General features: G+C 71.0%; 23 protein-coding genes. 16 read left to right on the forward strand and 7 right to left on the reverse strand.

All coding sequences use genetic code 11. The annotated features are described in order from the left end of the window. The first annotated feature begins 57 nt into the window (after positions 1–57). The 9 genes from WMR31_RS05295 to WMR31_RS05335 all read left to right on the forward strand — a co-directional run bounded on the left by WMR31_RS05295 (position 58) and on the right by WMR31_RS05335 (position 11061). Positions 58–1494, forward strand: coding sequence for an aldehyde dehydrogenase family protein (locus WMR31_RS05295; protein WP_340537735.1), 1437 nt, complete (start codon positions 58–60; stop codon positions 1492–1494). Between the two features lie 171 nt (positions 1495–1665). Next, the gene (locus WMR31_RS05300) at positions 1666–2457 is read left to right on the forward strand and encodes an IclR family transcriptional regulator (protein WP_340537736.1); all 792 of its coding nucleotides are present in this window, start codon (positions 1666–1668) and stop codon (positions 2455–2457) included. Between the two features lie 40 nt (positions 2458–2497). After that, positions 2498–3178, forward strand: a complete 681-nt coding sequence (locus tag WMR31_RS05305) for an IclR family transcriptional regulator (RefSeq protein ID WP_340537737.1) — start codon at positions 2498–2500, stop codon at positions 3176–3178. 106 nt (positions 3179–3284) lie between these two features. Beyond that, a complete protein-coding gene (locus WMR31_RS05310; RefSeq protein WP_340537738.1) occupies positions 3285–5582 on the forward strand; it encodes a cytochrome P450/oxidoreductase in 2298 nt (765 codons plus the stop codon). A gap of 342 nt (positions 5583–5924) precedes the next feature. Then, complete coding sequence (locus WMR31_RS05315; protein WP_340537739.1) at positions 5925–6917, forward strand: ABC transporter substrate-binding protein; 993 nt, start codon at positions 5925–5927, stop codon at positions 6915–6917. Continuing rightward, a complete protein-coding gene (locus tag WMR31_RS05320) occupies positions 6914–7741 on the forward strand; it encodes an ABC transporter permease (protein WP_340537740.1) in 828 nt (275 codons plus the stop codon). Before WMR31_RS05315 ends, WMR31_RS05320 begins: the two co-directional genes overlap by 4 nt. Before the next feature lie 14 nt (positions 7742–7755). Continuing rightward, positions 7756–8541 (forward strand): ABC transporter permease, encoded by a 786-nt coding sequence (locus WMR31_RS05325; RefSeq protein WP_340537741.1) that lies wholly within the window; start codon positions 7756–7758, stop codon positions 8539–8541. Next, positions 8538–9356 (forward strand): ABC transporter ATP-binding protein, encoded by an 819-nt coding sequence (locus WMR31_RS05330; RefSeq protein WP_340537742.1) that lies wholly within the window; start codon positions 8538–8540, stop codon positions 9354–9356. Before WMR31_RS05325 ends, WMR31_RS05330 begins: the two co-directional genes overlap by 4 nt. 37 nt (positions 9357–9393) lie before the next feature. Beyond that, the gene (locus WMR31_RS05335; protein ID WP_340537743.1) at positions 9394–11061 is read left to right on the forward strand and encodes an amidohydrolase; all 1668 of its coding nucleotides are present in this window, start codon (positions 9394–9396) and stop codon (positions 11059–11061) included. A gap of 167 nt (positions 11062–11228) precedes the next feature. Here the strand turns inward: WMR31_RS05335 and WMR31_RS05340 are convergent, their stop codons facing one another. The 5 genes from WMR31_RS05340 to WMR31_RS05360 all read right to left on the reverse strand — a co-directional run bounded on the left by WMR31_RS05340 (position 11229) and on the right by WMR31_RS05360 (position 14163). Continuing rightward, positions 11229–11879: a hypothetical protein gene (locus WMR31_RS05340; RefSeq protein ID WP_340537744.1), complete on the reverse strand. Its 651-nt coding sequence runs from the start codon at positions 11877–11879 to the stop codon at positions 11229–11231. Further along, positions 11879–12400, reverse strand: a complete 522-nt coding sequence (locus WMR31_RS05345) for a SigE family RNA polymerase sigma factor (protein WP_340537745.1) — start codon at positions 12398–12400, stop codon at positions 11879–11881. Before WMR31_RS05345 ends, WMR31_RS05340 begins: the two co-directional genes overlap by 1 nt. 70 nt (positions 12401–12470) lie before the next feature. Then, complete coding sequence (locus WMR31_RS05350) at positions 12471–12908, reverse strand: SRPBCC domain-containing protein (RefSeq protein ID WP_340537746.1); 438 nt, start codon at positions 12906–12908, stop codon at positions 12471–12473. Positions 12909–12920: 12 nt separating this feature from the next. Beyond that, positions 12921–13226 carry an ArsR/SmtB family transcription factor gene (locus tag WMR31_RS05355; RefSeq protein ID WP_340537747.1) on the reverse strand — a complete coding sequence of 102 codons (306 nt, stop codon included), beginning with the start codon at positions 13224–13226 and terminating at the stop codon, positions 12921–12923. Positions 13227–13338: 112 nt separating this feature from the next. Further along, complete coding sequence (locus WMR31_RS05360) at positions 13339–14163, reverse strand: MBL fold metallo-hydrolase (RefSeq protein WP_340537748.1); 825 nt, start codon at positions 14161–14163, stop codon at positions 13339–13341. A gap of 40 nt (positions 14164–14203) precedes the next feature. Between WMR31_RS05360 and WMR31_RS05365 the strand changes: the two genes are divergently transcribed. Genes WMR31_RS05365 through WMR31_RS05380 form a run of 4 tightly spaced genes read left to right on the forward strand, consistent with a single transcriptional unit; the run spans position 14204 to position 17191 of the window. Continuing rightward, entirely contained in the window at positions 14204–14944 is a 741-nt protein-coding gene (locus WMR31_RS05365; protein ID WP_340537749.1) for an SURF1 family protein, read from the forward strand. Continuing rightward, entirely contained in the window at positions 14941–15306 is a 366-nt protein-coding gene (locus tag WMR31_RS05370) for a DUF3817 domain-containing protein (RefSeq protein WP_340537750.1), read from the forward strand. The genes WMR31_RS05365 and WMR31_RS05370 overlap by 4 nt, the downstream gene beginning before the upstream one ends. A gap of 15 nt (positions 15307–15321) precedes the next feature. Beyond that, positions 15322–16158 (forward strand): patatin-like phospholipase family protein, encoded by an 837-nt coding sequence (locus WMR31_RS05375; RefSeq protein ID WP_340537751.1) that lies wholly within the window; start codon positions 15322–15324, stop codon positions 16156–16158. Between the two features lie 7 nt (positions 16159–16165). Next, positions 16166–17191 (forward strand): 1-acyl-sn-glycerol-3-phosphate acyltransferase, encoded by a 1026-nt coding sequence (locus WMR31_RS05380; protein WP_340537752.1) that lies wholly within the window; start codon positions 16166–16168, stop codon positions 17189–17191. 33 nt (positions 17192–17224) lie between these two features. Here the strand turns inward: WMR31_RS05380 and WMR31_RS05385 are convergent, their stop codons facing one another. Continuing rightward, positions 17225–18073, reverse strand: a complete 849-nt coding sequence (locus WMR31_RS05385; protein ID WP_340537753.1) for a DLW-39 family protein — start codon at positions 18071–18073, stop codon at positions 17225–17227. A gap of 171 nt (positions 18074–18244) precedes the next feature. Here WMR31_RS05385 and WMR31_RS05390 point away from each other — a divergent pair, with 171 nt between their 5' ends. Together WMR31_RS05390 and WMR31_RS05395 are read left to right on the forward strand one after the other, a co-directional pair. Then, positions 18245–18757: a peptidylprolyl isomerase gene (locus WMR31_RS05390; RefSeq protein WP_340537754.1), complete on the forward strand. Its 513-nt coding sequence runs from the start codon at positions 18245–18247 to the stop codon at positions 18755–18757. 7 nt (positions 18758–18764) lie between these two features. Next, positions 18765–19745: a rhomboid family intramembrane serine protease gene (locus WMR31_RS05395; protein WP_340537755.1), complete on the forward strand. Its 981-nt coding sequence runs from the start codon at positions 18765–18767 to the stop codon at positions 19743–19745. A 529-nt stretch (positions 19746–20274) separates the two neighbouring features. Here the strand turns inward: WMR31_RS05395 and WMR31_RS05400 are convergent. After that, positions 20275–20751: a cell division protein CrgA gene (locus tag WMR31_RS05400; RefSeq protein ID WP_340537756.1), complete on the reverse strand. Its 477-nt coding sequence runs from the start codon at positions 20749–20751 to the stop codon at positions 20275–20277. Between the two features lie 122 nt (positions 20752–20873). Here WMR31_RS05400 and WMR31_RS05405 point away from each other — a divergent pair, with 122 nt between their 5' ends. Continuing rightward, positions 20874–21677 carry a DUF881 domain-containing protein gene (locus WMR31_RS05405; protein ID WP_340537757.1) on the forward strand — a complete coding sequence of 268 codons (804 nt, stop codon included), beginning with the start codon at positions 20874–20876 and terminating at the stop codon, positions 21675–21677. Positions 21678–21693: the final 16 nt, after the last annotated feature.

Consider the following 21693-nt stretch of genomic DNA (forward strand, 5'->3'; position numbering starts at 1 on the left):
CCCAGCGAACCAGCCCCAGCAACCCCCGAAGCCCGCACGAGCCGTCGAAGGAACCCCATGTCCGAACACGTTGCACTGATCGAGCACCTGGTCGCGATGCACCGGCCCACGACCCGCTGCCTCGACGTCCTGGACTCTCGGGACGGCACTGTCTTCGCGAGGGTCGGAGACGTCGCCGTCGACGAGGTGGACCAGTACGTCCTGCGCGCCTCTCGGGCGATGTCGGAGTGGGGCGAGCTGACCGTCCACGCCCGCGCCAACGTCCTCCGCGCCGTCGGCGATTTCCTCGAGGAGCACGTCGAGGCCATCGCGCCCATCCTCACCCTGGAGAACGGCAAGGTGCTCGACCACGCGCGATGGGAGGTACTCAACGGCGCGGAGATCTTCCGCTGGATGGGCGAGCAGGCGCGGGCGGTCCGCGGGAGCGTGCGCCACGGCGCCGCCCCGGGGCAGCGGGTCGACGTCGATCGCCGCCCGGCGGGAGTCGTTCTCGCGGTGACGCCGTGGAACTTCTCGCTGAGCCTGGTGGCGCGCAAGGTGGCCACCGGGCTCGCCGCGGGGTGCGCCGTCGTGGTCAAGCCGTCCGAGATCACTCCGCTCGGGGCGCTGGTGATCGAGCATGCGCTGCTCGAGTGCGGTGCGCCGCGCGACCTGTGCGCTGTGGTGCCGACGTCGGAGCCCGCCGAGCTCGTCGAGCGGATGCTGGCGCACCCCGACGTGCCCATGCTCACCTTCACCGGCTCTACCGTCGTGGGCCGGCACCTGAGCGAGCTGGCCGCGCGCCACCTCAAGATCGCGCACCTGGAGCTCGGTGGGAATGCGCCTTTCATCGTCTTGGACGCCGATGCCGTCGACGCCGCGATCGACGGACTGATGTTCGCCAAGCTGCTCAACTCAGGTCAGACCTGCACCGCGCCGAACCGGGTGCTGGTGCACGAGTCGTGCGCCGATCTCTTCCTCGATCGGCTCGCCGGGCAGGTCACCCGGTTGCGGACCGGCGACGGGACCGACCCGCGAAGCGACCTGGGTCCCTTGATCAGCGGCGCCGCCGCCGAGCGCGCGCGGGCGCGCGTGCGGGAGGCCGAGGCCCAGGGCGCGCGTGTGGTCTGCCGCGGCGTCGCCGCTGACGGGGGCACCGACGCCTTCTTCGAGCCGGTGGTCCTCGACGGCGTCGAGCCGGGCATGGCGGTCTATGCCGAGGAGAACTTCGCGCCCATCTTCCCGGTCACGACCTTCAGCACCGTCGGCGAGTGCCTCGAGTTGGCCAACCGGACCCGTGCCGGTCTGGCGGCGTACGTGTACGGGAGCGTGCCGACGGAGTCCGCCGCCGTCGTGGACCGACTCGACTTCGGCCTGGTGGGTCACAACGACGTCCGCATCGTGCAGCCCTCCGTGCCGTTCAGCGGGTGGAAGGAGAGCGGTCACGGGATCGAACTCGGCGAGCTCGGCCTCGCCGAGTACACCGCGGTACGAAGCACAGTCCATCGCGTGTGACCCTCGCCGGAATCGGGCCCTCGGCCCTAGGGCACCACATCGATCAGCGATTCCCTAGACTGCCCCGATGGGGGCGCGATGCGGGGTGCGCGAGGTCGGCACGACGAGGGTCGTCGGCACCCTCCTGCGTGCTGCCGCGCCCGATCCGGGCGATCAGGTAGGTGAACTGGCATGACGCGAGCCGTACAACGGGCGATCGACCTGCTGGCGGTGCTCCGGACCGCGCCGGGGCCGATGAGTCTGAGCGAGCTGGCCATCGCCACCAGCCTGGACAACGCCACCGCGCTGCGACTCCTGCGCGACCTCGTCTCCAGAGACCTGGTCAGCTACAACCGTGAGCGGCGCAGCTACGTGCTGGGCCGCGGGGTCCTCGAGCTGGCCGGCGGGCTGCGCAACGAGCAGTCGCTGATCCGGGCGACCCTGCCGATCCTCGAGGGTCTGCACCGTCGTACCGGCGGGCGGGTGGCGCTGTCGTTCCGGGTCGGTCTGCACCACGTCGTCGGCGTCGAGCTGCAGCAGAAGTATCCGGTCAGCCTGTTCCACGGGGTGGGCGTGTCCGCACCCCTCAACGCCGGAGCGGTCGGCAAGGCGATCTTGGCCTTCTCGCTCCCCGAGGTGCTCGACGAGCTGTGCGCGCGGCCGCTGGCGCGGGTGGCGCCCAACACCATCGTCGATCCCGACGTGCTCCGCACCGAGGTCGCCGAGGTCGCCGAGCGGGGCTTCGCATTGAGCGAGCACGAGGTCTCCGACGCGGTTGCGGTGGCGGCCCCGTTGATGAGCGAGGACGGCTACGCCGACGGCGCCGTCCGGGTCGCCCTCGACGGCGGAGCGCTGTCCGACGTCGAGGGCGAGGCTCAGCTGCTGACCTCGGCGGCCCAACTGCTCAGTGAGCTGCGGACCACGCACGAGAACGTCCAGCCCGACGCGCTGATGGCGACGCTGGAGCGACGCAGCGAGCAGTGAGCGGCGCGACGGTGGCGAGAAGTGGTTCCATAATGGGCCGGTGCCGGCCCTCCAGACGCTCGACCGTGGCCTCCGGGCGCTCGAGTTCATCTCGACCCATCCGTCCGGAACGACGCTCAGTGCGGTGGCCGAGCACCTCGAGGTCCACCGGACGATCGCGCATCGGATCGTGCAGACCCTCGAGGCGCACGACCTGGTGGCCCGCGGCGACGGCGGACGGCTGCGCCTCGGCGCGGCGATCGGCCCGCTCTCGCGCCGTTTCGCCCCTCAGCTGATGGGTGCGGGGCGGCCGGTGCTGGCCGACCTCGCGAGCAGGGTGCAGGCCACGACCTATCTCTCGGTCGCCGAGGGCGAGGAGTGCGTGGTGGTGATGGCGCACGAGGCCGGCGACCAGGCGCTGCGCGTCACCTACCAGGAGGGCGGGCGTCACTCGCTCCACCGCGGCGCCGCGGGCCTGGCGATCCTCGCGGCGCGCCCGGCATCCCCGGACGACCCCGACGACGTCAGGGCCGCGCGGCGTCTCGGCTACAGCCTGACGCGGAACCAGCTGCAGCCCGGGGCGATCGGCGTCGGCGTCGGCCTGGGCGATCTGGCGGCCCTGCGGGACGCCGGCATCGAGGCCTCGATCGGTGTGGTGGCGCTCGGTGACCTCGACGTCGAGGCTGCCGCACTCGAGACCCTGGCGGCGGCCGAGCGTCTCCGGGGGGCGATCGGTCCGTGACCGCAGCAGCGAGAAATTTCACTCCTTGACATAGGAGGCCGCTAAATCGTAGAGTCTGTGCGAATACCGCACAGATGTGTGCGATTATAGCAACGGAGCAACCCTCGTGTCTCTCTTCGCGGACCCTCACGGTTGCCCGGTCTCGGGGCGGGCGCAGAGCTTCACCCCCTTCGGCAGCGAGTACCAGCTCGACCCTGGCGCGGCGCTCGCCTGGGCGCGTGAGGACGAGCCGGTCTTCTGGTCTCCCGAGCTGGGGTACTGGGTGATCACCCGCTACGAGGATGTGAAGGCGGTCTTCCGCGACAACCTGACCTTCTCGCCGGCGATCGCGTTGGAGAAGATCACCCCCTCCTCCGCCGAGGCGGAGGAGGTGCTGCGCAGCTACGACTACGACATCCGCCGCACCCTGGTGAACGAGGACGAGCCGGAGCACATGCCGCGCCGCCGCACGCTCCTGGAGCCGTTCACTCCACCCCATCTGGTCGAGCACGAGGAGATGATCCGACGGCTCACCCGCGAGGCCGTCGACGCCTTCGTCGCCGACGGTGAAGCCGACCTGGTCGGCCAGATGCTCTACTCCGTGCCGCTCACGGTGGCGATGAACTTCTTGGGCATTCCCGAGGAGGACCACGGACCGCTCAAGGAGTTCTCGGTCGCGCACACCGTCAACACCTGGGGCCGTCCGGCGCCCGAGGAGCAGCTCGCGGTCGCGCACGCCGTCGGGAGGTTCTGGCAGTACTCCGGCAAGGTGCTCGACCGGATCCGGCAGAGTCCCGACGGCCCCGGCTGGATGCCCTTCAGCGTGCGACAGCAGGCCGAGCACCCGGAGATCGTCACCGACTCCTACCTGCACTCGATGATGATGGCCGGCATCGTCGCGGCCCACGAGACCACCGCCCATGCCGGAGCGAACGCGTTCAAGCTGCTCCTCGAGCGGCCCGAACGGTGGGCGGAGCTGTGCGCCGAGCCGGATCTCATCCCGAACGCCGTGGAGGAGTGCCTGCGCTACTCCGGCTCGGTCGCGGCCTGGAGGCGTGTGGTCACCCGCGACACCGAGGTCGGCGGCGTCCGGCTCGAGGCGGGGGCCAAGCTCCTGATCGTGCAGGCGACCGCCAACCGGGACCCCCGCCACTTCGAGGACGCCGAGGAGTTCGACCCACGCCGGGAGAGCGCCGGCGATCACCTCACCTTCGGCTACGGCGCGCATCAGTGCATGGGCAAGAACCTGGCCCGGATGGAGCTGCAGATCTTCCTGCAGGAGCTGACCACCCGCCTGCCGCACCTGGCGCTCTCCGAGCAGGAGTTCGACTTCGTCCCGAACACGTCCTTCCGGGGGCCGACCAGGCTGCTCGTGCACTGGGACCCCGCGCGCAACCCCGAGCGATCCGACCCAGGCCTTCTGGACCGCCGGCTCCGGGTGAGCGTCGGCGAGCCGGCCAAGCATGCGATCTCGCGTCGGGTCCGGGTCGCCGAACGCGAGCTCGTCGCCGCCGACGTCGTACGGCTCCGGCTGGTACCCGCGGACCCTGGCGGGCACCTCCCGCGCTGGACCTCCGGTGCCCACATCGACGTGGACTGCATGATCGACGACCAGGCGGCGAGTCGGCAGTACTCGCTGTGCGGGGCCGTTCCGGGTGATGGCTACGAGATCGCGGTCAAGCTGGACCAGGACGGCAGAGGGGGGTCGTCCTGGGTCCACGAGCACGCCACCGAGGGCAGCTTGTTGCGGATGCGCGGACCGCGCAACCACTTCAAGCTGCCCGAGGAGGCGAGCGGCGTCGTGCTGCTGGCCGGCGGCATCGGCATCACGCCGATCCTGGCTCACGCCGACGAGGCCCGTCGCCGCGGGCTCCCCTACCGGGTGCACTACGCCGGTCGCGCTCGCGAGTCCATGGCCTACCTGGATCGACTGCTGGCCGACCACGGAGGTCACGTGGAGGTCCATGTCTCCTCCGAGGGGCGGCGCCTGGACCTCGAGCGCGTGTTCGCCGAACTGCGGCCGGGGGAGCTGGTCTACGCCTGCGGGCCGGACCGGCTCATCGAGGAGGTCGAGCGCCGCGGCGCCGATCTCCGGTCCGGTGCGGTGCGGGTCGAGCACTTCAGCTCGCAGCTCGCCGCGCTCGATCCCGAGCAGGAGCGGGCCTTCGACGTGGTGTGCCAGGACTCGGGCCTGACCCTGCGGGTGCCCGCCGACCGGACCGTGCTCCAAGTGCTGCGCGAGGCGAACATCGACGTGCAGTCGGACTGTGAGGAGGGCTTGTGCGGATCGTGTGAGGCGGTCGTGCTCGACGGCGAGATCGACCACCGCGACGTCGTACTCGGCCGCGCGGAACGCGCGGAGAACACCCGCATGATGACCTGTTGCTCCCGCGCGGAGGGCGAGCGCATCGTGCTCCGGCTCTGACTCCTTCTTGCTCACTGCCTGCGCGGCGCCCGGGTCGCCGCGCAGGCCGCTTCGGCGCGCCCGGACCCGCCGAGGTCGCGAAGAGCCGGACGGCTCGTTCCGATTTCATTGCTCGAAACCAATGACATGAGCCATGGTCGTGCGCAGGGGGATCGGCGATCCACATGGATAGCGGGAAAAACCTTTGCAAAGCGCGGCCCCCAGGCACTTGACAGGAGGCCTGGTCGCGTTGGTGAATAGGCCAAGTAATTTTGTTCTATGAAAGTCGGGCTCCTCGGCCCAGTCCAGTAGGACCCCTCTCGGGCTCCCGTTGCTGAGTGTGAAATGAAGGGATCGAACGAGATGAAGAACTCCACGAGGCGCGTGCGGCGCATCGTTGCCCTGACGGGCGCGGCGATCATCGCCGCGTCGGGGCTGGCCGCCTGCGCCGGGGACGGCGGCTCCGGCGGCGGTGGAGGATCCGCCGACGGCACGGTGACCGTCGTGACCCTCCCTGCGGCCTTCTCCGCGCCGGTGTGGCTCGGAGTCGAGCAGGGCTTCTTCGAGGACGAGGGGCTCACCGTGAAGACCACGATGGTGCCGAACGCGGCCGCCGGGGTGCCGCTGCTCTCCTCGGGGCAGGCCCAGTTCGGCTTCGGCAACATCATCCCGTTCGTCCTCGCGCGGACCAACGGTGTCCCGTTGAGCTTCGTCGCCGGGAGCACCGCGACCGTCGCGACCGACGGCGACGACACCGACTGCGCCGCCTCCAAGACCGGCGGCAGCATCAATACCGCGGCGGACCTCGAGGGCGGCTCGATCGCGGTGCCGGCGCTCAAGGCGGCGCCGGAGCTGGTGGTGCGGGCCTGGCTCAAGGCGGCCGGGGCGGACGGCGACAAGATCGACTTCGTCCAGCTGGCCCCCGACGCTGCACTGCAGGCGATCGACAAGGGTGACATCGACGCGAGCTACCTGTTCGAGCCCTGGTGCACGATGGCTGCCGCCCAGGGCTACCACATCTTCGACTACCCCGCCTCCAAGGCCGTGCCGGGTCTGCCCGACGGCACGGTCGCGGCCACCGAGGACTACCTCTCGAAGAATCCCGAGCAGGCCGCCGCCTTCCAGCGGGCCTTCAAGAAGTCGGTCGAGTACACCAAGGCGCATCCCGACGAGGCGCGAGCCATCGTCGGCGAGGAGCTCGACGTGCCGGCCGACGTCCTGGCCGACCTGCACCTGGGCGACTGGACCCCGGATGTGACCGCGGGCAACGTCGACCAGGCCGCGGCCCTGCTCATGGACTTCGGCTGGATCGATGAGGCCCCGAACGCCGACGACATGATCTTCAGCGGTTCATGACGCTCGAGGTCGCGCGGATCGACCCGGCGCAGGAGGGAGCCCCGTCGTGGGGCGCCCGGCTGAAGTGGCCGCTCATCCAGACCGGAGTCCTCCTCGGACTCCTGCTGGGATGGCAGGTGCTGTGGCAGTCAGGCGTGCTCGACCACCGGCACTTCCCCAGCGTCATGGAGACGATCCGCGCGACCTTCACCCTGCTCGGTGGCGCCCAGCTGTGGCACGACCTGGCATCGACCCTCGGGGCTTGGGGACTCGGACTCCTCCTGGCCGTCGCCATCGGAGTGCCGGTCGGGTTCGGGCTCGCCTCCAGCGATCTCGCCTACCGCTCGTGCCGGCTGATCATCGACTTCTGCCGGAGCATCCCGCCGGTCACGCTCCTCCCGGTCGCGCTGCTCCTCTACGGCACCACGCTCGACATGAAGGTGGTACTGATCCTCTTCGGCTGCGTGTGGGTGATCATCCTCCAGACGATGTACGGCGTACGCCACACCGATCCGGTGGCGCTGGAGACCGCGCGCGCCTATCGCGTACGCCGCCGCGACGTCGCGCTGCGGATCCTGCTCCCCTCGGCCGCGCCCTACATCTCCACCGGTCTGCGGATCTCGGCGGTCACCGCGCTGCTGATCGCGATCGGGGCCGAGATCATCACCTCCGCCGATGGCATCGGCCGCGAGATCCTGTTGGCCGGCAACGTCGGGGCGTTGAGCCGGATGTACGGACTCATCCTGATCGCCAGCGTGGTCGGTCTCCTCATCAATCTCGGCTTCACCGGCGTGGAGCGGGCCGCGATGCGCAGCCATCCCTCCCGAAGGCGGGGGCAGGCATGAGCTCGCTGAGACCGGTGACCATTCGAATCCGCACCCTGGCGCAGGAGCTCTGGCTCCCGGTCGCCCTGGTCACGGCGTGGTGGTTCGCCTCGAAGGACTCCACCTCGGTGTACTTCCCGCCGCTGTCACGGATCATGGAGTCCTTCCGGGATCTCTGGCTCTTCGAGCGGGTCGGCAGCGACGTGGTCCCCACCTTGCAGACGGTGTTCCTCGGACTCGGGCTCTCGGTGCTTATCGGGGTCGCGGTCGGCACGGTGCTGGCGTTCTGGCCCCCGGTGCACCGCGCGGTCGAGCCGATGCTGCAGTTCGGCTGGTCGATCCCCAAGCTGGCGATCCTGCCGGCGATCATGGCCATCTTCGGCATCGGGTCGGAGACCCGGCTGGTCTTCGTCGTCCTGGGCACGGTCTGGCCGATCCTGCTGAGCACGGTGGAGGGATTCCGGAGTCTCGACGCCGTCGTGGTGGAGACGGCTCGCTCCTACCGCGTCCGGACGGTCGACCGGTTCTTCCGCATCTACCTGCCCGGCGCCTCGCCGGCGATCATCGCCGGCATCCGCACCAGCCTGGAGATCGCGCTGGCCCTGACCGTGGTGAGCGAGATGGTCGCCTCGAGCAGCGGCGTCGGCTTCTTCGTGCTGCAGTCGCAACAGAGCTTCGCGATCCCCGACATGTGGGCCGGCGCCCTCCTGCTCGGGATCATCGGCTACGCGCTCAACCTCGGTTTCCGGCTGATCGAGCACCGGGTTCTCAGATGGCACACCGGCCGGATCGCGGCCGTATCAGGAGGCGAGCACTCATGACGTCCCTTTCCAAGACCGAGCCGGACCCGCCGGGGCGGGACGCGCGGGTGGTGTTGTCCGCTCGTGGCGTCCGCAAGGCATTCGGCTCGCGGGTGATCCTCGAAGACATCACCCTCGACGTCCCGCACGGGGAGTTCATCTGCATCGTCGGGCCCTCGGGGGCCGGGAAGACGACCCTGCTGCGCTGCATGGCCGGCCTCCTCAAGCCGACGGCAGGCACGGTCACCGTCGACGGCGCGCAGATCGACGGCCCGCCGGAGCCGATGGCCGTCGTCCTCCAGGACTACAGCCGATCGCTGCTGCCCTGGATGACGGTGCGCGCCAACGTCCTGCTGCCCTTGCGCCGGCGCCGTCTCAGCCGTAGCGAGAAGCACCAGCGCATCGACGAGGCGCTGGCCGCCGTCGGGCTGCCGGCCGCGGCGGACCAGTACCCCTGGCAGCTCTCGGGGGGCATGCAGCAGCGGGTCTCGATCGCGCGGGCGCTGGCCTACCGTCCCGAGATCCTGCTGATGGACGAGCCGTTCGCCTCCGTCGACGCCCAGACCCGCGCGGACCTCGAGGACCTGATGCTCGAGCTGCGCGCTCGCTACGACATGACGATCGCGCTGGTCACCCACGACATCGACGAGGCGGTCTACCTGGCCGACCGGGTCGTGGTGCTGTCCGGATCGCCGACCCGCGTCACCAAGTCGATCCCGGTGCCGCTGGGGGCCACCCGTGACCAGGTGGAGACCAAGGCGCGGACCGAGTTCGTGGAGCTGCGAGGGCACGTCATGACCCTGATCCGCAGCGCCAGTCGATCCACGAGGGTCTGAGGCGCCGATGTCCGAGAGGTGGATGTCGCAGGGTTCGATGTCTCAGGGGCCGATGGAGACCGTCCTGGTCGGGGGCCGGGTGACGACGATGGATCCCGACCGGCCGGCCGCGACCGCTGTCCGCGTCCTCGGGCGGCGCATCGTGGCGGTGGGCGGCGACGACGAGGTGTTGGCGGCCGCCGGACCTCACGCCGAGGTCGTCGACCTGGCCGGGCGGGGCGTGCTGCCCGGGCTGCACGACGCCCACCTGCACCTGGCGTTGTGGGCCGAGCTGGCGGCCGAGGATCGACTCGACCTGCTCTGGGACGAGCCGCGCGGGATCGCCGTCGTGGTGAAGGAGCTGCGGGCGAGGGCCCGGACGACGCCCCGCGAGGGCTGGATCGTCGGCTCCGGCTGGGAGCGCGGCGTGGTGCGCGAGCTGGCCGACCGGCATCCGGTCCGGTCCGACCTGGACGACGACGCCGTCCCGCAGGCCGTCGTCCTCCTGCACCGCTCCCAGCACGCGGCCTGGGTGAACACCGAGGCTCTGCGCCGCGCCGGGATCGACGCGAGCACCCCCGACCCGGACGGCGGCGTCGTCGTGCGCGACGAGCGCGGCGTCCCCACCGGCCTGCTGCTCGAGGCCGCGGCCGAGCTGGTGCTGCGGCACCTGCCGCAGGCGTCCGAGGCGCAGCGCCTGGAACGGCTACGGGTGCGGGCCGCCGAGCTGAGCCGCCTCGGCGTGACCAGCGTGACCGACCCCGCGGCGACTCCGCAGATGGTGCGCGACTACCACGCGCTCATCTCGGCCGGCGGCTTCCCGCTCCGCATGTCCTGCCTGCTGCACTGGGACTGGCCGTCGCTGGCCACCGACCTGGAGCGCACCGCCCGCGCGATGAGCGATCTCATCACGCCGTCCGGGTTCGGCGACGATCGGCTGCGGATCATCGGCGCCAAGCTGTTCGCCGACGGGGTGCCGTCCCTCGGCACCGCGCACCACGAGCCCGACGTCGTAGGCGGCGTCCCCGGCTGCCTGCTCACCGGCCACGGCGACCTCCCCACGCGGACCGAGGAGTTCGAAGCCATCGTGCGGCTCCTGCACGCGCACCGGCTCAGCGTGCAGATCCATGCCACCGGGCGAGCGGCCAACCGGCTCGCGGTCCGGACCCTCGCCCGGGTCCGGGGCGAGGACCCCTGGCCGGCCGCGCGGCACGCCGTCATCCACGGCACCTTCCTCGACGACGGCCTGGCCGCGCTCGCCGCGGAGGCGGACATCTCGGTGGTCACGAACGGGCTGGTCCTCTGGTACGCCGCCGACGCCTGGCGCGCCCGGATGTCGGCGGGCGACCTCGAGGCCTGCATGCCGGTCGGGTCGTTGGTCGCGGCCGGCGTCCGGGTCGCCGACGGCTCGGACGCGCCGGTCCAGTGGCCCGACTGGCGCCAGTCCGTGGCGACGCTGGTGACCCGCGAGGCCCGCGGCTCCGGCGCGGTGGTGGGCCCCGCCGAACGGGTGGACCTGACCGCCGCCCTGGCGGCCTGGACGATCCACCCCGCCTATCTGTCCGGGCAGGAGCACCAGCTCGGATCGATCCGCCCCGGGAACCTCGCCGACCTGGTGCTCCTGGAGGAGGACGTCGCGAGCATCGACCCGGGCCGGCTGCACACACTCACGCCTGTGGGCACGATGCTGGACGGGGGTTGGGTCTACGGGCCGGTGCCGAGATGAGCGCGCCGATAGATCTCGTCAGCAGATCGCCTACTCTTCGTTGAGGACGACCTGCTCGACTTGAATCCGGCGTTCGTAGCCCATCTCGATGCCGATGTCGTCGCAGGCGAGGTCATCCCCGACGAGAGCGAGGCCGCGCGGGTTTGGGTGCGTTCCGGCCTCCCCGGTCAGCGCTTCGCGGCCCCCTCGTGAACGCCCTTCTTGACTTCGACGTGGTGCAGGAAGTCCAGCACCTCACGTTCGGTCAGGCCCGCGTCGTCGGTGACCTGCAGCGTCACCCACCATCCGTCAGGGAGCTCGGTCGAGATTCCCCACATGTGATCCCTGATCGCGTCCGCGCCGACCTGACGGTAGAAGGTCCGCCCTTCGTACTCGACAGTGCCGCCGAACTTCTGTGGCTGGTTCGGAGTACTCATATAGAGCGTGGGCGAGTCGAGGAGGGAGCCGGCGGGCGCGCCGTTGCGGGTGAAGATGATCGACGCTCCTTCGTCGCGCGCCGCGGTGAATCCGTGGCCGAGGTCCGGGTAGTACATGAAGTCGCTCTCCAGGAGGCCGGCCGGGGGAGTCTGCTCCGGCGTCGCGGACGGCGTGGCGGGACCTTCGGTGGCGACCGGGGCGCCGTCGGGCCGCTGATCGGGCCGGTCACCGGGCCATGCGACGACCGCAGCAGTGGCCGCTGCACAGGCCGCGAGGGTGCCGCCGGCGAACCGGGCACGACGGCGGGTGAGGGCGCGGTGTCCGCGGCGGAGGTCGGCGGCGACGTCGGTGTCGCGGACCTCGCCTGCGTGATCGTGGAGGAGGTCGTGGAGCTCGGGCATCAGTTCTTCCCTTCGGTGATCATCGCGGCGCCCAGTGCGTCGCGCAGGTGGGCCAGTGCCCGGGAGTTCTGGGACTTCACGGTCCCTTCGGAGCAGCCGAGGAGCCGCGCGGTCGTGCCGACGTCGTACTGCAGGAAGTGACGTAGGACGACGACCGCACGCTGCCGTTCTCCGAGTCCGGCCAGTGCTCGATCGAGATCGACGCGCAGACCGCTGACCTCGGCCTCGGTGCCGCCGAGGCGGGCGAGGGCGTCGTGCGGGTCGGCCGTCACCTCCCGACGTCGATGGGCGCGTCGCGCCTCGTCGAGGAAGGTGTTGGTGAGCGAGCGGAACGCGTAGGCCACGGGATCATCCGCCGAGGCGACCCGGGGCCACTTGACGTAGAGCCGGGTCAGGACGCCCTGGACCAGGTCCTCTGCCGCGGCATGGTCACCGGTCAGGAGCCTCGCCGCGCGCACCATCGTGGCGCGCTGGGCGTGGACGAACTCGGTGAATGCGGCGTCGCGGGTGTCTCGATGCACGGTCCCTGCCTCTCGATCGGTGCTGCCGGGATAGAGACGGGAGTGGCCCTGCGAAGGGTTGCACGTGGATCTACGATCCGACGCCCGCCGCTTCGGCCCACCCGGGCATGGGGGAGTGGGTCAGGTCGGCCTCGAGGCGCACCAGGTGGGCGGTCCAGCCGCGGGCGTAGGCCTCGACCATCGACGTCGGGACGCCGGTCTCGGTGAGGACGACGAGCGTGCCGCCATCGTCGTCGGGGGTGAGGGTGGCGCGGACGACGGAGGTGTCATCGTCGACGGTCCACTCGGCCTCGAGCAGCTCGGCCGGCTCGCAGCGGGTGACGACGACGCGGACCTGCTCGCCGGTGCCGGTGATCGCGAGGTCGATCGGGGTGCCGGGGGAGAGATCGCCGTCGACGGTGCCCAGCCAGCGGGCCAGGCGCGCGGGGGTGGTGAGGGCGTCCCACACAGCGGCGGGGTCGGCGGCGTAGCGCCGCTCGACGGAGACGGTCTGGGTCGGGTCGGTCATGAGCGGGTCCTCTCAGGAGTTCCGGCGGAGCTCGGTGTCGAGCGCGTCGAGGCGTTGACGCCAGAAGCCGGCGCGGGCCGAGAGCCACTCGTCGGCCTCCCGCAGCGACTCGGGCACCAGGGTGTAGACGCGCTCCTGGGCATGGGCCTCGGCGGTGACGATGCCGGCCTCGCGCAGGACCCGCAGGTGCCGCGAGACCCCCGGCCGGGCGATCGGCAGTGCCGCCGCCAACGTCGTCACATTGCGCGGGCCGTCGCCGAGCAGCTCGATGATCGTGCGGCGGTGGGGGTCGGCGAGGGCGGCGAACACCGGGTCCATGGGCCGAATGTAGCCATTCGCGTACGTAACCACAAGGGTACATAGCGGCCCTGCCGCGCGGGACTGGGCGGCCCAAACCTGAACTTGTCGGGCGATATATCGGCCGCCAAGTTCATATTTCCCCGGTCGACCGGGGAAATCCCGCCCCGGTCCCCCCACCAGCCGGCCCACCGAACGCCTCGAACTCGGCACGGTCGTGGGCACAGAAGACGCGCAGGTCGGGGTGGTCGGCGGCGACGAGCTCGGCGAGGCGGTCGCGGTTGGCCAGGCGGACGGCGTCGTCCTGGGCGAGCAGCCGCTGGACGACGCGTACGGTGCGCGGGGCGGACGGCGGCGAGGTCAGGTCGCCTGGGTGGAAGTAGGCGTCGCCGGCGTGGGCGAGCCAGCCGTCGCCGTCGCGGACCGCGACCATCGAGTGGCCGCGGCTGTGGCCGGGCAGCGGCACGAGGAGGACGCCGTCGCCGATCTCGGTGACCGACTCGAACCCGAACCACGCGTCGCCACCGGCCGGCGGGGCGGCGTGCGGGACGAAGTCGGCCTCGGCCCACTGCTCGCGCACGTAGCGGCCGTGCTCGGCGCCGCGTGGGTGGCGGCCCGCCTCGAGCTCGGCGGCGTCGAGGTGCACCCGGGCGTGGGGGAAGTCGCCGACGCCGCCGGCGTGGTCGACGTCGAGGTGGGTGAGCACGATGTCGGTGACGTCGTCGGCGGTGTAGCCGAGCGCGGTCAGCTGCGCGATCGCGGTCTCCTCGGGCAGCATCTTGGGCCGCATCAGGGCGCGGACGGCGCGGCCGATCCGCTGGGGTGCGGCGACGTCGGCGGTGCCGAAGCCGGTGTCGACCAGCAGCAGTCCATCGGGCCGCTCGACCACCAGGACGTGCGCGACCATCGAGCCCACCAGCGGCGGGTGGAACGAGGCGCAGTTGAGGTGATGGATCACCCCCGCATCGTGGCAGACCGGCGCTCCGTACCCTGGATGCGTGCGTGCGCTGCTGACTCCGAGGATGCTCGGCGCGCATCTGATCGGGCTGGTGTGCGTCGTGGTGGCCGGCGGCCTGGGCCTGTGGCAGTACGACGCCTGGCAGCGGCACCGCGACAGCGAGCAGCGCGACCTCACCCAGGCCGAGCCGGTGCCCTTGGCCGCCGTCCTGGGCCCCGACGACCGGTTCCCCGCCGACAGCGTCGGCCAGCCGGTGCGGATCGAGGGCAGCTGGCTCCCCGAGGCCACCGTGTTCATCTCCGAGCGCCGTCACGAGGGCACCGACGGCTACTGGGTCGTGACGCCGATGACCACCGGCGACGGGGCCGATGAGGCCATCCCGGTCGTGCGCGGCTGGGTGCCGACACCGGCCGACGCCCCGGCGGCGCCGACCGGTCCCGGCGACGTCGTCGGCTGGCTCCAGCCGCCCGAGGGCACCGGCGCCGTCGACGACGACCTCACCGACGACATCTATCCCCAGCTGCGGGTCGCCGACCTCATCCAGCGCGTCGACGGCGACCTCTACGGCGCCTACGCGATCGCCGAGGACGGCGTCGGCGGACTTCCCGCCGGCGACCTGGAGGCACTGCCGAAGCCCAGCACGAGCACCGGCCTGCGCAATCTGCTCTACGCCATCGAGTGGTGGGTCTTCGGCGCGTTCGCCGGCTTCATCTGGTGGCGCTTCGTCCGCGACTCCCTCAAGGAGGAGCCCGCCGAGCACCCGGTACCGTCGTCGACGTGAGCCCGGAGATCAGCAAGCCCCTGTTCGCCTACAGGTTGATGGCGACGATCGTCGGGGTGCTGCTCGTCGTCCTGATCCTGATCGGCGTGCCGCTGAAGTACCTCCTCGAGGACGGCAGCGGCGGCCAGGAGCTCGGCGCCTGGATCACCACCAACCTGGGCATCCTGCACGGCTGGCTCTACATGATCTTCCTGTTCGCCGCCTTCCTGCTCTCGCGGCGAGCCGACTGGGACATCCCCTACACCGCCGTCACGCTGCTGTGCGGCACGATCCCGGTCGTGTCGTTCTGGGCCGAGCACCGCGCCACTCAACGAGTTCGCCGCGAGTTCGGCGTCGACCAGCCGGCCGACGCCGCCAGCTGAGCCGATGCTGAGCCGATGACCACCGCGTTCGTCCTCGGGGGCGGCGGCGTGCTCGGCGCCGTCGAGGTCGGCATGATCCGCGCGCTGTTCGAGCACGAGGTCTTCCCCGACCTGGTGCTCGGCACGAGCATCGGGGCGATGAACGGCGCCCTCGTGGCCCGCGAGCCCGGGCCCGCCGTCGTCGACCGGCTGCTCGAGCTGTGGAGCAGCGCCGCCTCGCCCGACAGCGACCTGCTCGGCGACGGGCCGCTGCGCACGGTGCGCCGCGCCGTCACCAGCCGGACCCACCTCTACAGCGCCGAGCCGCTGGCGGCCCGGCTGGCCGAGGAGCTCGGCGACGTCCGGTTCGAGGACCTGGCGGTCCGGCTCGAGGTGTGCGCGGCCAGCATCGAGCGGTCGGCGGAGCACTGGTTCACCAGCGGCCCGGTGGTGCCGGCGGTGATCGCCAGCGCCGCCGTGCCCGGACTGCTGCCACCTGCACTGGTCGACGGCGAGCACTACCTCGACGGCGGCATCGTGAACTCCGTGCCGCTGGGCCGGGCCGTCGCACTGGGCGCCACCGAGGTCTACGTGCTCCAGGTCGGACGGTTCGACCGGCCGCTCGAGGCGCCCCGCAAGCCGTGGGAGGTGGCGCGGGTCGCCTTCGAGATCGCCCGCCGGCACCGCTTCGTCCGCGAGCTCGAGGAACTCCCCGACGGCGTCACGTGTCACGTGCTGCCTGCCCGCGGCACCTCGGAGAAGGACGACTCGATGTTCGCCTACCGCGACTTCGGCAGCATCGAGCGACGCATCCAGCAGACCTACCTGGCCTGCATGGCCTACCTGGACGACCTTCGCAAGGGTGCGCGATGATGCCGCGATGAGACTGGCGCCGCTCCTGCTGCGTCGCTTGGTTCTCGCTCCGGCCGTGGTCGTCCTCGCGTTCCTGACCTGGGTCACCCTGCCCCTGTGGCTGGTCATCGCGGCCGCGCTCTCGCCGCTGGTGCCCGGCCGCTGGCGCGCGTTGCGGGTGCTGTGGCTCGCGGTGCTCTACCTCACCACCGAGGCGGTCGTGCTGGTGATCCTCTTCGGGTGGTGGCTGGCCTCCGGCTTCGGACGGTGGGTGCGCACGCCGTACTGGGAGGGCCTGCACTACGAGCTGGTCCAGGGCGTGATGTGGGTGTTCTTCAAGGAGGCCCGTCGGGTCCTCAAGCTCGAGATCACCACCGACGGCCCGACGCCGGACGCGCACCCCGGCGTGCCCATCCTGGTGGCCTGTCGGCACGCCGGACCCGGCGACTCCTTCATCCTCATCCACGCCCTGATGCACTGGTATGCCCGCGAGCCTCGCGTCGTGCTCAAGGAGACCCTCGCCTGGGACCCCGCCATCGACGTGCTGCTCCACCGCATCCCGGCGCGCTTCATCACCCCCAACCCGGGGCCGGACGCCGACCTGGAGTCACTGATCCGCGACCTGGCCACCGGCCTGGACGAGAACGACGCCTTCGTGATCTTCCCCGAGGGCGGCAACTTCACCGAGAAGCGCCGCGACAAGGCCATCACCCGACTGCGCCAGCTCGGCCTGGAGAAGATGGCGCAACGCGCCGAGCAGATGACCACCGTGCTCGCCCCGCGCCCCGGCGGCCTGCTGGCGGCGCTGGACGCCGCGCCGGACGCCGACGTCGTCCTGGTGGCGCACACCGGGCTGGACCACCTGCTCACCGTCGCCGACATCTGGCGCGAGCTGCCGATGGACAAGGAGATCGTGATGCGCTGGTGGCAGGTGCCCCGCGCGGAGATCCCCTCGGGCCGCGAGGAGCGCATCGAGTGGCTCTTCGACTGGTGGGAGCGCATCGACGCCTGGATCAAGGAGACCGAGGCAAAGCGAACCGCCCCGAGGACGTGAGTCCCCGGGGCGGTCGAAGTGGCTGCGACCCGACTACTTCTTCGGGTCGGTGTCGGTCTCGGTCTCCGTCGTGGTCTCGGTGAGGTCCACGACCTCGGCCGGGTGGTCCGGGGTGGTGGCCGGGGTCGGCTCCTCGACGGCGTCCGACAGCGCCTCGGCCGGGGTGGCGCCGGCGGCGTCGTCGGGGACCTCCTCGGCGGCGTGGCGAGCCTCGCGCACCTTGTCGGTGGCTGCGCCGGCCGACTTGTCGCCGAGGCCGCCGGCCGCGCCCGATGCCCCGGAGGTGGCCGAAGCAGCGGAGGTGGCGGAGGTGGCGGAGCCCGCCGAGGACGGCGTGCTCGAGGGCGAGGACGACGTGGTGGACGCCGGCTTCGGCGTCGAGGTGGGCTTCGGCGCCGGCGTCGGCTGGTAGGACGACTGCCAGTTGTCGCTGTCGTCGCGCCCCTGGAGCTTCTTGACCACGACGGCGACGACACCGGCGATCACCGCCAGCAGGGCGATCTTCTTCAGCTTGCCGCCCTTCTTCTTCGGCGGCTCGTCACCCTTGATCTTGGCGACCTGGATGTCGGCGAAGTCCTTGGCCTCGCTGGCCTTCTCGGAGGCGAGCGCGGCGCCGGATGCGACCAGGGGCGCGGCCTTCTCACGAGCCTCGTGCGCCTTCTCGACCGCGAGCGCGGCACCGCCGGCGATCACCGGGGCGGCCTTCTCCTTGGCGTCGGCGATGACCGGGGCGGCCTTCTCACGAGCCTCGTGGAGCGCCGGAAGCGCGGTGTCCTGGACGAAGTCCTTGGCCTGCTCGTAGGCGGCCTCGACATGCGGCCGGATCGAGTCGACGTAGTCGTTCGCCTGGTCGGCGAGTGACTTCTTCTTGCGGAGTCCCATTGCGAGCTCCCTTTCTGGGACGGGCGGCCTGACGAACCGTGACAACGACGTGGAACTCCACCCAACCATGCCCGCGCAAACAGCGACCACCCCAGGTCGGGTGAGCGCGACCGCGGCCCCCCGGGCGTGGCAGGATCGACACGAAATCACTCCACGACCAGAAGGGCAGTCATGGCTGACCAGCAGGCCATCCTCAAGACGAACAAGGGCGACATCACCATCGACCTGTTCCCGAACCACGCACCCGAGACGGTCGCCAACTTCGTCGGTCTCGCCACCGGCGAGAAGGACTACAAGACCCCCAACGGCCGCACCGGCAAGTTCTACGACGGTCTCGGCTTCCACCGCGTGATCTCCGGCTTCATGATCCAGGGCGGCTGCCCGCTCGGCACCGGCACCGGTGGCCCGGGCTACACGTTCAAGGACGAGATCCACCCCGAGCTGGTCTTCGACAAGCCCTACCTGCTGGCCATGGCCAACGCCGGTCCGGGCACCAACGGCTCGCAGTTCTTCATCACCGTGGGCGCCACCCCGTGGCTCAACACCAAGCACACGATCTTCGGCGAGGTGGCCGACCAGGCCTCGCGCGACGTCGTCGACGAGATCGCCGCCGTCGAGACCGCCGCCGGTGACCGCCCGGTCGACCCGGTGGTCATCGAGTCCGTCGAGATCGTCGGCGGCTGAGCCTGCCTTGAGCAGTTCCCCACCGGCCGGGTCCTCGGGGCCGCCGGCCGAACCCTCGGGGTCGTCCGGACCCGGCGTGCCGGTCTGCTACCGGCACGCCGGGCGGGAGACCCACATCACCTGCCAGCGCTGCAACCGCCCGATCTGCCCCGAGTGCATGCGCGATGCCGCGGTCGGCTTCCAGTGCCCCTCGTGCGTGAGCGAGGGCGCCCGCAGCACCCGCTCGGGCCAGGGGCCCTACGGCGGCGCCCGCTCGAACAATCCCGCGATCACCTCGCTGGTGCTCATCGGGATGAACGTCGCGGTGTGGATCGCGATCCTCGCGACCGGCTGGCACGAGAGCCGGCTGACCGCACGGCTCGCGCTCTCCCCGCGGGGCCTGTGTGAGTCGATCGCGGCTCCCGACAGTTACTACCCGGGCGTCGGGTCCGCGGCGGCCTGTGCCTTCCCCGACGGACGCTGGGTCCCGGGCGTCGCCGACGGCTCCTACTGGGAGCTGATCACCAGCATGTTCACCCATGTGGAGATCTGGCACATCGCGGCGAACATGCTCTCCCTCTACATCCTCGGCCCGCAGATCGAGGCGGTGCTCGGACGCACCCGGTTCCTGGCGCTCTACCTGCTCTCGGGCCTGGCCGGCTCGGCGACGGTGTACTGGCTGTCCAACCCCGACGGCTACACCCTCGGCGCGTCCGGCGCGATCTTCGGGCTCTTCGGCGCCTACGCGGTGCTGGTCCACAAGGTCGGCGGCGACCTGCGGGCGATCGGCGGTCTGTTGGTCGCCAACCTGGTGATCACCTTCCTGCCCGGGCTGAACATCTCCTGGCAGGGCCACCTCGGCGGCCTGGTGGGCGGCGTCGTGATCGCCGCGATCCTGGTCTACGCCCCCCGCGGCCCGCGCCGCTCGGTCGTCCAGTGGTGCCTGCTCTTCACGCTGCTGGCGCTGGTCGCGCTTGCCGTGATCGCGCGCTCGGCGCAGCTGGCCTGATCAGGCACGGTGCCGGCGACGTTCCGGATCCGCGCGACCGTGCGGATCCGGAACCTCGCGGACCGTCGGCGGCTAGGACCCATTCCGCGCAATTGCGCCGGACGGGTCGGTTACCCGCGCGTAGGGGTGCCCGAACCGCGCAATTGCGCCGTTTGGGCACCGAGCAGGAGCCGGGCACCGGGAGAGACCGGGGAGAGTCAGCACGCCCGGCCCACGAATAGCTTCAGCACCTCGCGGACCGTCTGCGGCCATTGACCCATTCCGCGCAATTGCGCCGGATGGGTCGGTTACCCACGCGTAGGGGTGCCCGAACCGCGCAATTGCGCCGCTTGGGCACCGAGAAGGGTCAGCCCGCACGGCGCCCCGGCAAGCGCGCCCGCACGGCCCCGGCACGCCCAGCCCAGCACACGCCGACGTCGTCCACACCTGTGCACAACCCGGTGGATAACTACACGCGTGTCATTCAACCCACAGCTGTGAAGAACCCTGTGGATAACCCGCCCACCCCGATCCGGGTGTGCCGGTCGGTCTACTCCCAGCGGGTGGCGAAGGCGAAGCCCACGGCCATGAACGCGACGCCGACGAACAGGTTCTTCTGACCCAGGTCGTTGAAGACCGGGAGGGAGGGGTCGGTCTGGTTGGCGATGGCGTAGAAGACGCAGATCCAGGCCAGGCCGAGCAGGAAGCAGCCGAGCATGCCGACCACGACGCCACGGCCGCGGCCCAGCGGGGTCGCCTTGTTGGCCGAGATGATCAGGCCGAGGAAGAACAGCCCGAACCCGATCAGGTAGTTCCAGTTCTTCAGGTCCTGCATGAACCCCGGGCCGGTCGCCTTGTGCGGCGCGCCTTCGGCGTTGAGGCCGTCGGGCGGGCGAACGCCGATGTAGTAGTAGGCGATCCACGCGATTCCGAGCGCCATCAGGGCGAGGGCGACCGCGAAGCGGGGAGTGATCAAGGGTCCCCGGTCGGGATCGAAGGTCTCTTGCTTCGCCTTGAGCTTGGCCACGGGTGGGATCCGATCTGAGGAAGGTGTCGGTCAAGACTCCGACCGACGAGTTGGGCTGCATGCTGGGACACCGGGCTACGCGCGTTGTGAGCGTGCCGCGGTCGCGGGCTACCTTAGTCGGCATGAGCCCCCCACACCCGATCGACCCCGAGGGCCCCGCGCCCGAGGAGTCGTCGCCTCGGGCCGACTGGCGGCGTCGTGCCTGGCGGATCGGGACCCCGGGCGTGGTGCTGTTGTCGGGGGTCTTGTTCGTCGCGAGCGCGACGACCAGTGGCGGGACCGACCTGCGGCCGGGCCGCTACACCGATCTGGCCTCGCTCACCCAGTCCGAGTCCGACAACTATGCGGCCCTGCAGCAGGAGGCCGCCGATCTGCGCGCCGAGGTCGAGGGGCTCAGCGCCAGCGTCGACGACGCTCAGGTCCGCAAGGAGCGGCACGAGGCCGAGGCGCTCCGGGGGCCGGCCGGCCTGGAGCCGGTGTCGGGGCCGGGTCTGCGGATCGTGATGTCGGATGCGCCGGAGAGCTCCTTCGAGAAGGCGCTGCGGGAGGCCGACCCCGAGTTCAACCTGCGGTGGCTGGTGGTGCACCAGCAAGACCTCCAGGCCGTCGTGAACGCGCTGTGGGCCGGCGGTGCGGAGGCCGTGACCATCCAGGGCCAGCGGATCGTCACCACCACCGGCATCCGCTGCAATGGCAGCGCCGTGCAGCTGCAGGGGGTCCCTTACCCCGAGCCGTATGTGATCGAGGCGGTCGGCGACCAGGACGCCCTGCTCCACGCGATCGACGCCAACCAGGACGTCACCGGCTTCCGGGCCGACGCCGCCAGCCCTGACATCGGGGTCGGCTGGGAGCTGGAGGAGGAGGACGACGTCGAGGCGCCGGCCTACGAGGGCCTGCTCGACCTCCAGGCCGCCAAGGTCCAGTAAGCGGTACCGAAAAAGC

The sequence above is a fragment of the Nocardioides epinepheli genome (assembly GCF_037936805.1).
Classification (GTDB): Bacteria; Actinomycetota; Actinomycetes; order Propionibacteriales; family Nocardioidaceae; genus Nocardioides.